Here is a 13,519-nt window from a genome sequence, read left to right as displayed (position 1 = left end):
TCCGGGATCGGTGGCCCGCCAGTGCGCGGCGGGGTCACCCAGAACGGTACAACGAACGGGCGGATCGCTCGACGGGATTTCGCCCCCGCCGCCCCTACCCGTCCCGTTTCCTGGGGCTCCGCCCCGGACCCCGCTCCTCAAACGCCGGAGGGGCTGTTCATAGCCCGTCCGGCGTTCGAGGACGAGGCGCGGAGCGCCGAAAAGGGGTCGGGGGTCGCGCCGGGGCCAAGCCCCGGAGCAACCCCCGACCCTGCGAACGCTAAGCCCGCGGCTTCTCGCGCATCTCGTACGTCGCGATGACGTCGTCGACCTTGATGTCGTTGAAGTTGCCGAGGTTGATACCGCCCTCGAACCCTTCGCGGATCTCGGTGACGTCGTCCTTGAAGCGACGCAGACCGACGATGTTGAGCTCCTCCGCGATGACCTTGCCGTCGCGGATGAGGCGCGCCTTGGTGTTGCGCTTGACCTCGCCGGAGCGGATGAGCACACCCGCGATGTTGCCCAGCTTGGACGAGCGGAAGACCTCGCGGATCTCCGCCGTGCCGAGCTCGACCTCTTCGTACTCCGGCTTGAGCATGCCCTTGAGGGCCGCCTCGATCTCCTCGATGGCCTGGTAGATCACCGAGTAGTAGCGGACGTCGACGCCCTCGCGCTCCGCCATCTGCGCGGCACGGCCCGCCGCACGGACGTTGAAGCCGATGACGATGGCGTCGGAGCCCATGGCCAGGTCGATGTCCGACTCGGTGACCGCACCCACGCCGCGGTGCAGCACGCGGATGTCGACCTCCTCGCCGACGTCCAGCTGGAGCAGGGAGGACTCCAGGGCCTCGACGGAACCAGAAGCGTCACCCTTGATGATGAGGTTGAGCTGCTGGATCTCGCCGGCCTTGAGCACCTTGTCCAGGTCCTCGAGCGAGACGCGGCGGACGCGCTTGGCGAACGCGGCGTTGCGCTCGCGGGCGGCGCGCTTCTCGGCGATCTGACGGGCCGTACGGTCCTCGTCGACCACCAGGAAGTTGTCGCCCGCGCCCGGGACGTTGGTGAGACCGAGGACGAGGACCGGGGTCGACGGACCCGCCTCTTCCACGTTCTCGCCCTTGTCGTCGAGCATCGCGCGGACACGGCCGTACGCGTCACCGGCGACCATCGTGTCGCCGACGCGGAGCGTACCGCGCTGGACCAGGACGGTCGCGACGGCGCCGCGGCCCTTGTCCAGGTGGGCCTCGATCGCGATGCCCTGCGCGTCCTGCTCCGGGTTGGCCCGCAGGTCGAGCGAGGCGTCCGCGGTCAGGACCACGGCCTCAAGCAGGGAGTCGATGTGCAGACCCTGCTTGGCGGAGATGTCGACGAACATCGTGTCGCCGCCGTACTCCTCGGCCACCAGACCGAACTCGGTGAGCTGACCGCGCACCTTGGTCGGGTCGGCGCCCTCGACGTCGATCTTGTTGACCGCGACCACGATCGGCACGTCGGCCGCCTTGGCGTGGTTCAGCGCCTCGATCGTCTGGGGCATCACACCGTCGTTGGCCGCGACCACGAGGATCGCGATGTCGGTGGACTTCGCACCACGGGCACGCATGGCGGTGAACGCCTCGTGACCCGGGGTGTCGATGAAGGTGATCGCGCGCTCTTCGCCGTTGACCTCGGTGGCGACCTGGTAGGCACCGATGTGCTGGGTGATGCCACCGGCCTCGCCCGCGACGACGTTCGTCTTGCGGATGGCGTCGAGCAGGCGGGTCTTACCGTGGTCGACGTGACCCATGACGGTCACGACCGGCGGACGGGACATGAGCGCGTCTTCGCCGCCCTCGTCCTCGCCGAACTCGATGGAGAACGACTCGAGCAGCTCGCGGTCCTCCTCCTCGGGGCTGACGATCTGAACCGTGTAGTTCATCTCGTCGCCGAGGAGCTGCAGCGTCTCGTCGGAGACGGACTGCGTGGCCGTGACCATCTCGCCGAGGTTCATCATCACCGCGACGAGCGACGCCGGGTTGGCGTTGATCTTCTCGGCGAAGTCGGTGAGGGAGGCACCGCGCGACAGGCGAACGGTCTCGCCGTTGCCGCGGGGCAGCATCACGCCGCCGACCGACGGGGCCTGCATGGCCTCGTACTCCTGGCGCCTCTGCCGCTTCGACTTGCGACCGCGACGCGCGGGACCGCCGGGACGGCCGAAGGCGCCCTGCGTGCCACCACGGCCACCGGGACCACCCGGACGGCCACCGAAGCCGGGACGGCCGCCGAAGCCACCGCCGCCGCCACCGGGACCACCCGGACGACCGCCGCCGCCACCGGGACCACCGGGACGACCGGCGAAGCCGCCGCCGCCACCGGGACCACCCGGACGACCGGCGAAGCCGGGACGACCGCCGCCGCCACCGCCCGGACGGCCACCGCCGCCGGGACCGCGGCCGCCACCGGGGCCACCGCCGGGACGCGGGCCCGCGGCGGGACGCTGCGGCATCATGCCCGGGTTCGGACGGTTGCCGCCGGGGCCGCCGCCGGGACGCGGGGCCTGCGGACGGGGCATGCCGCCCGGGGTCGGGCGGGGACCGCCCTGGCCCTGCGGACGGGGAGCGCCGCCGGGACCGCCCTGGCCCTGCGGGCGCGGGGCGCCGCCGGGGCCGCCCTGGCCGCCGCCGGGACGCGGGGCACCGCCGGGACGGGGCGCCTGCGGGCGCGCCATGCCGGTGGAGCCGCCGGACGTGAAGGGGTTGTTACCCGGACGCGGACCCGCGGGACGGGCACCGCCCGGACGCGGGGCGCCACCCTGGCCGCCGGGGCGCGGAGCACCCTGACGGTCGCCGCCACGCTGACCCTGGCCGGGCGCCGGACGGGCGCCACCGGGCTTCGGGGCACCGGGACGGGCGCCGGGGCGCGGCGCGGCCGGAGCACCGGAGGACGCCGCGGCCGGGGCCGGCGACGGCGGCGCGGTGAACTCGGGCGCGGCCGGGGCCGGAGCGGCCGGAGCCGGAGCCGCGGGCGCGGCCGGAGCCGGCTTCGGCGCGGGCGGCTTCGGGCCCGGCGTCGGACGCGGACCCGGGGTCGCCGGGGCGGCCGCGGGCTTGGCCGGGCTCTCCGCGGCCGCCGGACGCGGCGCGGGCTTGGGCGCGGCCGGACCCGGACGGGCGGCCTGCGCGGGGGACGGTGCCGCGGGCTTCGCGGCGGACTTGCGCGGGGCGGGCTTGCCGGAGCCGTTGCCCTGCTGCAGTGCGTCAGTCAGTTTGCGTACTACGGGCGCCTCGATCGTCGAGGACGCCGAACGTACGAATTCACCGAGTTCCTGGAGCTTGGCCATGACGACCTTGCTCTCAACTCCGAACTCCTTGGCGAGTTCGTATACCCGGACCTTAGCCACTTCGCTCCTTTTAGGTCCGGGTTACCGCCGGACCGTCGCTACTTCATGGGCGTACTCATCGCGTACTCATCGAGTGCTCATCGCAATCTCGACCTACTTCCAACTCGCGAGGTACCAGGACCGCACAGGGGCTCCGTGCGGCACGTCTTACGGTGTTGCCTGCTCGGCAACGGTCTCGGCCGCCTCGAGATTCCCGCGCAGCTCCGCCGTGTCGAGCGGTCCCTGGAGCCGGAAGGCCCGCGGGAACGCCCGGCGGCGGACCGCCAGGTCGAGACAGACCAGGGCGGGGTGTACATACGCACCCCGGCCGGGCAGCGTACCGCGTGGATCGGGGACACAGGTGCCCTCGATCGCCACGATCCGCAGCAGCTCGTCCTTGGCCGCTCGCTCCCGGCACCCCACACAGGTGCGCTCAGGGCATGCGCGGGCTTGCGTCCGGCCAGACACGCTTAAGTCTACCTCCCCGTACCGACCTCACCCCTTTGGGGCAAGAATCGAACGGTTGTTGTCTTGATCAGTAACGTGACCAGGGCGAGGGGGGCTCGCGCAACCGGATTTCCGGACCCGCGCGATCCCCCCTCGCGAAGGTCAGTTCCCGCCGTCCTGGCCCGGCTGCTCGGTGTCCGGACGGATGTCGATCCGCCAGCCGGTGAGCCGGGCGGCGAGGCGGGCGTTCTGGCCCTCCTTGCCGATGGCCAGGGACAGCTGGTAGTCCGGGACCGTCACCCGGGCGGAGCGGCCGGACAGGTCGACGATCTCGACCTTGCTGACCCGGGCCGGGGACAGCGCGTGGGCGACCATCTCCCCCGGGTCCTCCGACCAGTCGACGATGTCGATCTTCTCGCCGTTGAGCTCGCCCATCACATTGCGCACGCGGCTGCCCATCGGGCCGATGCAGGCGCCCTTGGCGTTCAGCCCGGAGCGGGTCGAGCGGACCGCGATCTTGGTGCGGTGCCCGGCCTCGCGCGCGATGGCGGCGATCTCCACGGAGCCGTCGGCGATCTCGGGGACCTCGAGCGCGAACAGCTTCTTGACCAGGTTCGGGTGCGTGCGCGAGAGCGTCACGGACGGGCCGCGCACGCCCTTGGCCACCCGGACCACGTAGCTGCGCAGGCGCATGCCGTGCGGGTACTCCTCGCCCGGCACCTGCTCCTGGGCGGGCAGGATGGCCTCGAGCTTGCCGATGTCGACGAGCACGTTCTTGGGGTCGCGCCCCTGCTGCACCACACCGGTGACGATGTCGCCCTCGCGCCCGGCGTACTCGCCGAGCGTCGCGTCGTCCTCGGCGTCGCGCAGCCGCTGCAGGATGACCTGCTTGGCGGTGGTGGCCGCGATCCGGCCGAAGTCGGACGGAGTGTCGTCGAACTCGCGGGCCTCCTGGCCCTCCTCGATGTCCTCCGGGTCCTCCTTCGCCCAGACCGTCACGTGCCCGGTCTCCCGGTCGAGCTTCACGCGCGCGTGGCGGCGGCTTCCCTCGGTGCGGTGGTAGGCGATGAGGAGGGCCGACTCGATCGCCTCGACCAGCAGGTCGAAGGAGATCTCCTTCTCCCGCACCAGGCCCCGCAGGGCACTCATGTCGATGTCCACGGCTACGCCTCCTCCTCTTCCTTCATGTTCTTGTCGTCCTTGCGGCTGAACTCGACTTCCACGCGCGCCTTGACGATGTCGCCGAAGGCCAGCCTGCGGGCGGTGGGCTTGCGCCCCTTCACGCCGGGCACCTCCAGGTCGACGCCCTCGTCGTCCACCCCGACGATGCGCGCGACCACGTCGGCGCCGTCGGCGGGCTGGATGCGGGCGAGGCGCCCGATGGCGCGCTCGTAGTGGCGCTGCTCCTTGAGCGGGCGCTCGGCGCCCGGGGAACCGACCTCCAGGGTGTACTCACCCTCGCCCATCGCGTCGGTCTCGTCGAGCTTCGCGGAGAGCGCACGGCTCACATCCGCGATGCGGTCCAGATCCACGCCGTCCTCGGAGTCGACGACGACTCGCAGCACCCGCTTGCGTCCGACCGAGGCCACTTCGATCTCTTCGAGATCCAGGTCCTGGGAGCTGACGAGCGGTTCCAGCAGTTCCCGCAGCCTCTCGCTCTGGGTGGTGCTCATCCGGGTGACTCCTCGGCCGCGTGTGCTGTTGTGGGATCGTCGCGTGTCTGGTCAAAGGGTATCCGGTCCGGGAGGGTGTTGCCGTCCACCGGGCCGGGTGCCCGTCCCCCGGCTCCGTACGCGCGTGCGGGACCGAGCCGGTCACGCGTGCGAGGAGGGCGCGAAGGTACGGTGATCACCGGGCCTCGGCCCGTTCTGTGCCGCCGCCACCGTTCGCCGTCCGAGGGACGCCCTGCCCCGCGCCCTCCCGGCCCGCCTCCCGAGGACGCCCGCCGTGCCGTCGTATCCCACCCTCTCGCGGTCCCGACCCGGGCCGCGCCGCAGAAGTCTGCTCGCCGGGACCGCCGGCGCGGTGCTGCTCACCGGCTGCTCGGACGCCGGGTCCGGCGACGGGCGCTCCGCCGACGCCGAGCGGCTGCGCGCCCGGGCGGCCCGCGACAGCGCCGAGCTGCTCCGCCGCTACGACGCCGTGATCGCGGCCCACGCCCCCCTGTCCGCCCGGCTGCGGCCGCTGCGGGATGAGGTGGCCCGGCACGCGAAGGCCTTCGCGGACGGCGGGCCGAAGCCGGCCCCGGCCGCCTCGGAGCGCGCGGCCGAGCCGCCCGTGCCCGGCGACCGCAAGGACGCCCTGCGCCTGCTCGCGGCGGCCGAGCGCGAGCTGGCCCGGCGGCGCGGCAAGCAGCTCCTGGACGCGCCGGGCGAGCTGGCCCGGCTGCTCGCGTCCGTCGCCGCCGCGGGCGCGGCGCACGCGTACCTGCTGACGGAGAAGGGCGCCGAAGGCAACGGCGAGGGGGACGACAAGTGAGCGCGCGCAAGGACGAGTTGGCGGCGGTGCAGGCGGCGCTGCGGGCCGAGCACGCGGCCGTGTACGGCTACGGGGTCGTCGGCGGCCGCGTCGGCGACGCCCGCCGGGCCGAGGCCCGCACCGCCTACGACGCGCACCGGGCGCGCCGTGACGAGCTGCGCCGCGCGGTGCGCAGGCTGGACGGGGACCCGGAGCCGTCGGCGGCCGCGTACGCGCTGCCGTTCCCGGTGCCGGACGCGGCGGCCGCCGTCCGGCTCGCGGCCGCCCTGGAGGAGCGGCTCGCCGGGGTGTACGCCGATCTGGTGCGGGCCGCCGAGGGCGACGCGCGGGCCGTCGCGGCCGAGGCGCTGCGGGAGGCGGCGGTCCGGGCGGCGCGGTGGCGCGGCGGGAGCGTAGCCTTCCCTGGGCTCGCCGAGCGGGCCGGCGGGTCCGGGGACCCGTCCGCGGCACCGCGGGCGTGATCCCGCCACCGCACACGCACCCCAGCGCTGCTGGGACCGGGCTGGGAAAGGAACACCTCGCGCATGGCTTTCGAACCGCCGCCGCGCCTCGTCCGCGCGCTCGGCGAGACGCCGGGCGACGCGGACACCGACCGCTGGCTGGGGAGCCTTGCTACGCGCACCGATGAGGCCGTCGCCGGGCTCGGCCTGACCGTCGAGCGGGTGCAGGTGCCCGGGGGCCGCAGCAGCCTCGTCGTGCTCGTGCGGCGGGCCGACGGGTCCCCCGCCGTCCTGAAGCTGGTGCCGCCGCGCTCGCGGCCCGCCGGTGAGCGGGCCGCGCTCGCCCACTGGGGCGGGCTCGGGGCGGTGCGGCTGCTCGACGACGGTCAGACCGGGCCCGGCGACGGCGTCCTGCTGCTCGAACGGCTCCAGCGGGACGTCTCCGTACGCTCCCTGCCCGAGGCCAAGTCCATGCTGGAGGCCGCGGGGACGCTGCGGCGGCTGTGGGTGGCGCCGCCCGCCGGGCACCGCTTCGAGACGGTCGCCGAGCGGACGGGGCGGCAGGCCGACGCGATGCGGGCCCAGCCGGACCCGGACCTGGCCCCGCTGGTGGACGCGGCCCTCGCGGCGCGCGCGGAGCTGCTCGCGGACCCGCCGGAGGAGCGGCTGCTGCACGGCACCTTCCGGCAGAGCAAGGTGCTCGCGGCCGAGCGGGTGCCGTGGCTGGCGGTGGGGCCCGATCCGGTGGTGGGCGAGTGCGCGTTCGACCTGGCGCGGCTCGTGCGGGACCGGGTCGAGGACCTGATCGCGACGCCGTCCGGGGCGGCGGTGACGCGGCGGCGCGTCAAGCGGCTCGCCGAGTCCCTCGACGTGGACCAGGAGCGGCTGCGGGGGTGGACGCTGTTCCGGGCCGTGGAGTCGGGCGTCCGGGCCCTGCGCGTGGGCCGCGCCCAGGACGCGGAGCTGCTCCTGGAGTTCGCGGACTGGCTGTAGCCCCTCACCGCGGGCGCGCGACAGCGCCGGACGGGCCGGAGAGTGCCGCTTGCGGCGGCCTCCGGCCCGTCCGGCGTTCGCGGGCCGTTACGCCGTGAGGCGGGCGATCGCGTCGGCCACCGGGAGCTCCTCGCGCTCGCCGGTGCGGCGGTCCTTGAGCTCCAGGACGCCCTCGGCGGAGCGGCGGCCCGCGACGAGGATCTTCGGGACGCCGATGAGCTCCGCGTCGGTGAACTTGACGCCGGGAGAGACCCCGGCGCGGTCGTCCACGATGACCCGCACCCCGGCGGCGTTCAGCTGCTCGGCCACGTCGAGCGCGAGCTCGGTCTGCACGGCCTTGCCCGCGGCCACGACGTGGACGTCGGCGGGCGCGATCTCCTTGGACCAGCACAGGCCCTGCTCGTCGGCGGTCTGCTCGACCAGGGCGGCGACGGCGCGCGAGACGCCGATGCCGTACGAGCCCATGGTCACGCGCACGGGCTTGCCGTTCTGGCCGAGCACGTCGAGCTGGAAGGTGTCGGCGTACTTGCGGCCGAGCTGGAAGATGTGGCCGATCTCGATGGCCCGGTCGAGCTTGAGCCCGGCGCCGCAGGCGGGGCAGGGGTCGCCCTCCTGGACCACGACGACGTCCAGGTACTGGTCGACCTCGAAGTCACGGCCGCAGACGACGTTCTTCGCGTGCGTGTCGGGCTTGTTGGCGCCGGTGATCCACGCCGTGCCGGGCGCGACGCGCGGGTCGGCGAGGTAGCGGACCTTCTCCAGGCCCTGCGGGCCGATGTAGCCGCGCACGAGGTCGTCGCGGCCCTCGAAGTCCTCGGCGGTGACCAGCTCGACCTCGGCGGGCGCGAGGTGCTCGGCGAGCTTGCCGAGGTCGACCTCGCGGTCGCCGGGCACGCCCACGGCGACGATCTCGCCGTCGACCTTGACGAGCAGGTTCTTCAGCGTCGCGGAGGCCGGGACGCCCAGGTGCTGGGCGAGGGTCTCGATCGTCGGCGTGTCGGGGGTGTCGAGGTCCTCGGCGGCGGGGTGCTGGGCGCCCTCGACCGGCGTCAGGGCGAAGGTCACGGCCTCGGTGTTGGCCGCGTAGTCGCACGCCGGGCAGTCGACGAAGGTGTCCTCGCCGGCCGGGGCCGGGGCCAGGAACTCCTCCGACGCCGAGCCGCCCATCGCGCCGGAGACCGCGGAGACGATGCGGTAGTCGAGGCCGAGGCGCTCGAAGATGCGCTGGTAGGCGGCGCGGTGCAGGGCGTAGGCCTCGGCGAGGCCCTCGTCGCTGGTGTCGAAGGAGTACGAGTCCTTCATCTGGAACTCGCGGCCGCGCAGGACGCCCGCGCGCGGGCGGGCCTCGTCGCGGTACTTCGTCTGGATCTGGTAGAGGATCACCGGCAGGTCCTTGTAGGACGCGCACTGGTCCTTGACGACCTGGGTGAAGATCTCCTCGTGGGTGGGGCCGAGCAGATACTCGGAGCCCTTGCGGTCCTTGAGGCGGAACAGCAGGTCGCCGTACTCCTCGTAGCGGCCGCTCGCCTCGTAGGGCTCCTTGGGCAGCAGGGCGGGCAGGAGGACCTCCTGGCCGCCGATGGCGTCCATCTCCTCGCGGACGACCCGGGCGACGTTCTCGTAGACCTTCTTGCCGAGCGGCAGCCAGGTCCAGATGCCGGCGGCGGTGCGGCGTACGTAACCGGCGCGGACCAGCAGCTTGTGGTTGAGCGTCTCGGCGTCCGCCGGGTCGTCGCGCAGTGTCTTGACCATCAACCGGGACATGCGCTGGACCTGGGCCATGATGAACTCCTGCGTTCCTCTGACGGGGGCGTCCGGTGCCGTGAATCGGCCTTCGGCCTCGTCCTCAAGCGCCGGACGGGCTGAATCCCCCCTGGCTGCTACCTAAAGATGATGGGCGCAGGTTATCCGGGGCACGGGCGCGGGCGGAAATCGGTCATGGGGCCGCTCGGCGCGCGAGCGGCAGCGGGGCGCCCATCACGGCGTACGGCTTGGGGGCGCTGGGGAACAGCACCTGGCGGGCCAGGTCCGTGTAGCCGAGCGAGCGGTACAGGCCCCGGGCCGGGCTCTCGGCGTCGATCGCGGAGAGGATCGAGCGGGGCTCGGCGGCGGTGTCCGTGATGCCGGTGATCAGGGTGCGGCCGATGCCCTGGTTCTGGTAGCCGGGCCGCACGTGCAGCTCCGTGATCACGAAGGAGTGGTCGAGCCAGCCGTCGGTGCGCCGGGCCCGCAGATAGGGCTCGACGACGGTGGACCACCAGTGGGCGCGGTCGTTGGGCATGCCGTAGACGAAGCCGACGAGCCGCCCGTCGCGAGTGGTGGCGCCGAGGGCCCGCGCGCCCGGGTAGGTGAGGTGCCGGAGCACGATCTGCCGCCGCACGGCCACCTCGTCGTCGCCGAGCCCGAAGGCGAGTGCCTGCACGCGCAGTGCCTCGTCCACCCGCGTGGCCAGGTCGAGGGGGCCGATCACGACGTCGTCAGTCATGCGGGAACCCTACTTCGCTGCCGCAGGGGGCCGCGCTCGGTCAGAACAGCACGCTCATGAACGCGCCGACTTCCTCGAAGCCGACTTTTCGGTACGTCGCCCGGGCCGGGGTGTTGTAGTCGTTGACGTACAGGCTGACGACGGGGGCCACGTCCGCGAGGGCGTAGCGCAGGACGGCGGCCATGGCGGGGGCGGCGAGGCCCCGGCCGCGGTACTCGGGGGCCACCCACACGCCCTGCACCTGGCAGGCCCGGGGCGTCACGGCGCCGATCTCGGCCTTGAACACGACCCGGCCGTCCCGGTCGATGCGGGCGAAGGAGCGGCCGGAGCCGACGAGTTCGGCGACCCGGGCCTGGTAGAGCAGGCCGCCGTCCCCGGCGAGCGGCGAGACGCCGACCTCCTCGGTGAACATCGCGACGCACGCCGGCATGATCGTCTCCATCTCGTCCTTGCGGACGCGGCGGACGTACGGGTCGGGCGTGACGTCGTCGGGGAGCCGGTCGGTGACCATGAGCGGCTGCTGGGCGCGGACCTCGCGGGCGGGCCCCCAGGACGGTTCGAGCAGGCGCCAGAGCCGGGCGGTGGGCTCGGCGGGGCCGACGATGGAGGAGCAGCGGCGGCCGGTCCTGCGGGCCCGGTCGGCGAAGGCGCGCACGGCGCGCGGGGTGGCGCAGATCGGCACGAGGTTGGCGCCCGCGTAGCAGAGGGACTCCAGCATGCCGTCGGCGTACCAGCCCCACATCTCGCCGCCGAGGCGCCACGGGTCGAGGCCCGCGACCTGCACCCGGGCCGCGACGAAGGCATTGGCGACCGGCTCGCGGTCGAGCACGGCGAGTGCGGCGTCCAGGTCACTCGGTTCGAGGACCCTGGTGGTGGTCTGGGTCAACACGGCGGGGCCTCACCATACGGTCTGCTGATCTCCGCACTGTACCTGGCGAGGTTCCGTGGTGCCGCCCGGTCGCCGGGGGCGGCCGGGCGGCCGGGCCCCCGCGGTCAGCGGCGCCGCACGTGGTCGTGGCCGACCTGGATCTCGTCGATCTTGAGTCGGCGGTAGAAGTTCGGGGCGCCGGGGGCGCTCCAGGTGGTGGCCACGTCCAGCTTCAGATAGCGGGTCCGCAGTCCGTCGCCGAGGTCGACGAAGCGGATGCCGCGGGCGCTCTCCAGCTCGCCCGCGGCGACCCGGCGCCAGTGCTCGCCGTCGTCGCTGGCGGACACCGTGTAGTCCTTGATGCGGGCGGAGTCCTCGGGCCTGCCGAAGGTGGAGCGGTTGTGGGTGGGAGACCACTCGCGCTGGTTGACGCCGAGGTACGCGGCCTTCTTGACGCGGCCGAGGTCGAGCGTGAAGGAGGCGGGCAGGGCGCCGCCGTTGTCCGTGTACGTGGTGAAGTCGCCGTCGGTGAGCTGCGGTTGGCTCGCCTTGACGGAGCCGGTGGGGTACACGCCGTAGCGCTGCGGGGCCGTCTCGGCCTTGAAGACGGTGTCGTAGGCGTCCCAGTCGTCGATCGAGCGGATGGTGAGGCGGCCGTCCCGCTGGCCGAACGGCAGGCGCTCGCCGGTGCGCAGGTCGGTGACCTCGGTGACGCGGTAGCCGTTGTCGCGGAGCTCGATCCGGTCGCCGCCGGTGGGCCGGGTGGTGACGTGGACGTACTGCGTGGTGGGCCGGGCGCGGCTGACGGTGACGTAGCCGTACGCGCCGTCGTTCCAGGCGCCGGGCTGCATGCCGCCGTGGGCGTAACCGCCGCCGTCGACGCCGTGCAGGGACTCGCGGATCGGCGGCAGGTAGTCCTTCATGAAGTCGGTGAACTTCCGCTGCTGGGGCGGGAAGCGGCCGTCGACCATCGCCTGGAGGTCCATGAGGGACTTGATGGAGGTGCCCGCGTTGGCGACGTACCGGCCGACGTTGAGGCCCGTGTCGACGGGGCGGTCCTGGCCGTCGTACCACCAGGCGCCGGTGCTCGGCACCTTGTAGCAGGACTCGGTCAGGCGCGGCATGGGCGTCCAGATCGCCGACGGCTGGTCGTAGGGCGGGGTCATGCCCGTCTTCTGCTCGTGGGACACCATGTCCATGATCGGGGTGTCCTCGTTGTTGTTGCTCAGGGTCAGGTCCGGGCGCCGCTCGCGGATCTGCTCGTAGAGCTCGTGCTGTTCCCAGTACTCGTTGTCGTTGTCGATCCAGAAGCCCGAAAGCTTCGGGTAGCCGTCCATGACCTCGAAGAAGTTCTCGTAGCTGAACTCGCCGAAGCCGGGGCGCGTGGTGAGGTCGACGTCGCGCCCCTTGTGGGCGGAGTACGCGGCCGAGTCGAGGGTCTCGACACCCTGCTCGTCGTGCCACTTGGGGTCGTCGGTCATGTAGAGGATCGTGCGGACGCCCTTGGCCGCGCCCGCCGCGATCAGTTCGCCGAGGAAGTCGCGCCGCGTGGAGCAGGAGCCGGGGATCTTCGAGGGCCAGGGGCGGGCGTAGCCGAGGCGGGAGTGGAAGGTGGCGAGGACGATGTAGCTCGCCCCCAGCTTCCTGGCCTCGTCCACCCAGTACTGGGGCGTCCAGCCGCTGTCGGTGACGGCCTTCTCCCAGGCCGCGCAGTCGTCGTGCCGGGGGCTCGTGAACATGCCCCAGTGCAGGAAGAGCCCGGCGGTGGCGTCCCGGAGCGGCTGCTGGCGGGGCGGGTCGGCGAGGGTGTCCCCGGGCCGGGCGGTGGAGCTCGCGCTCCCGGCGAACAGCAGCCCGCCGACGAGGGACAGGACGGCGGCCCACAGGGGCAGGGCGCCTCGGCGCCTCGGGCGGGGATTCGCTGCGGCGCGTGCCGTTTTCATCGGATGAATCACTGCCAAAAGCCCCGCACCTGGGGCTCTCCGGATGAGCGACAGCTTCGCGAGGCCTTGCCCGCGGGCACGCCCTTCACCTGGACGGACCTTGCGCTTCGTGCGGAACACGGCGGCTCCCCCGGGCATCGACGGATACGGGAGCGCGTACGAGTGAGCACGCTCCTGGCCGAGCTGTCCGAACAAGGTCCTGCGATACATCGGAGCTGTCAAGAGCTTGGGCCGGGGCCTGTGCACAAGGGCTGGGCGGCACCTGAGGCTGTGCCCACCCGTCCCGCCCTGCGGGACGATTGCCCGCAGCAGGGGGCGTGCGGTGAGCCCGGCTCGCGCAGCGCGGTGGAGCGACCACGGCGGGACGGCGCCACGCGTCGGGGCCGGGCGGGCGGAGCCGGGGTGTCAGGGGTGGGCGGGAGAGACGCCGCCGCGGTAGCGGCGGCTGCACGCCCACCGCCGGACGGCGCCAAGCGTCGGGGGCGGGCGGAGCCCGAGTGTCACGGGGCGGGCGGGTGGAAGAGGCGGCGC

11 protein-coding genes are annotated in these 13,519 nt (G+C 73.3%); 3 read left to right on the top strand and 8 right to left on the bottom strand.

The window, feature by feature from the left end; all coding sequences use genetic code 11:
* Nucleotides 1-259: 259 nt before the first annotated feature.
* From infB to rimP, 4 genes are all read right to left on the bottom strand, one after another.
* A complete protein-coding gene (gene infB / locus C9F11_RS29600; protein ID WP_138962127.1) occupies nucleotides 260-3,355 on the bottom strand; it encodes a translation initiation factor IF-2 in 3,096 nt (1,031 codons plus the stop codon).
* 147 nt (nucleotides 3,356-3,502) lie between these two features.
* Nucleotides 3,503-3,802 (bottom strand): YlxR family protein, encoded by a 300-nt coding sequence (locus C9F11_RS29595; RefSeq protein ID WP_138962126.1) that lies wholly within the window; start codon nucleotides 3,800-3,802, stop codon nucleotides 3,503-3,505.
* A gap of 141 nt (nucleotides 3,803-3,943) precedes the next feature.
* Nucleotides 3,944-4,942 carry a transcription termination factor NusA gene (nusA, locus tag C9F11_RS29590; RefSeq protein ID WP_138962125.1) on the bottom strand — a complete coding sequence of 333 codons (999 nt, stop codon included), beginning with the start codon at nucleotides 4,940-4,942 and terminating at the stop codon, nucleotides 3,944-3,946.
* 2 nt (nucleotides 4,943-4,944) lie between these two features.
* The gene (gene rimP, locus C9F11_RS29585; protein ID WP_138962124.1) at nucleotides 4,945-5,454 is read right to left on the bottom strand and encodes a ribosome maturation factor RimP; all 510 of its coding nucleotides are present in this window, start codon (nucleotides 5,452-5,454) and stop codon (nucleotides 4,945-4,947) included.
* A gap of 274 nt (nucleotides 5,455-5,728) precedes the next feature.
* On the opposite strand from rimP, the gene C9F11_RS29580 reads away from it, so the two are divergent.
* From C9F11_RS29580 to C9F11_RS29570, 3 genes are all read left to right on the top strand, one after another.
* Nucleotides 5,729-6,259: a hypothetical protein gene (locus C9F11_RS29580; protein WP_138962123.1), complete on the top strand. Its 531-nt coding sequence runs from the start codon at nucleotides 5,729-5,731 to the stop codon at nucleotides 6,257-6,259.
* Nucleotides 6,256-6,720, top strand: a complete 465-nt coding sequence (locus tag C9F11_RS29575; protein WP_138962122.1) for a ferritin-like domain-containing protein — start codon at nucleotides 6,256-6,258, stop codon at nucleotides 6,718-6,720. Before C9F11_RS29580 ends, C9F11_RS29575 begins: the two co-directional genes overlap by 4 nt.
* Nucleotides 6,721-6,783: 63 nt before the next feature.
* Nucleotides 6,784-7,692, top strand: coding sequence for an aminoglycoside phosphotransferase family protein (locus C9F11_RS29570; RefSeq protein ID WP_138962121.1), 909 nt, complete (start codon nucleotides 6,784-6,786; stop codon nucleotides 7,690-7,692).
* An 87-nt stretch (nucleotides 7,693-7,779) separates the two neighbouring features.
* Here the strand turns inward: C9F11_RS29570 and C9F11_RS29565 are convergent, their stop codons facing one another.
* The 4 genes from C9F11_RS29565 to C9F11_RS29550 all read right to left on the bottom strand — a co-directional run bounded on the left by C9F11_RS29565 (nucleotide 7,780) and on the right by C9F11_RS29550 (nucleotide 12,988).
* A complete protein-coding gene (locus C9F11_RS29565; RefSeq protein ID WP_138962120.1) occupies nucleotides 7,780-9,474 on the bottom strand; it encodes a proline--tRNA ligase in 1,695 nt (564 codons plus the stop codon).
* A gap of 154 nt (nucleotides 9,475-9,628) precedes the next feature.
* The gene (locus C9F11_RS29560) at nucleotides 9,629-10,177 is read right to left on the bottom strand and encodes a GNAT family N-acetyltransferase (RefSeq protein WP_138962119.1); all 549 of its coding nucleotides are present in this window, start codon (nucleotides 10,175-10,177) and stop codon (nucleotides 9,629-9,631) included.
* A gap of 40 nt (nucleotides 10,178-10,217) precedes the next feature.
* Nucleotides 10,218-11,066, bottom strand: a complete 849-nt coding sequence (locus tag C9F11_RS29555; RefSeq protein ID WP_138962118.1) for a GNAT family N-acetyltransferase — start codon at nucleotides 11,064-11,066, stop codon at nucleotides 10,218-10,220.
* Nucleotides 11,067-11,170: 104 nt separating this feature from the next.
* On the bottom strand, nucleotides 11,171-12,988 hold the full coding sequence (locus C9F11_RS29550) for an alpha-L-fucosidase (RefSeq protein ID WP_138962117.1): 1,818 nt from the start codon (nucleotides 12,986-12,988) through the stop codon (nucleotides 11,171-11,173).
* Between the last annotated feature and the right edge of the window lie 531 nt (nucleotides 12,989-13,519).

Source organism: Streptomyces sp. YIM 121038 (assembly GCF_006088715.1).
GTDB lineage: Bacteria > Actinomycetota > Actinomycetes > Streptomycetales > Streptomycetaceae > Streptomyces.
This window is presented reverse-complemented; position numbering and strand designations above follow the sequence as displayed.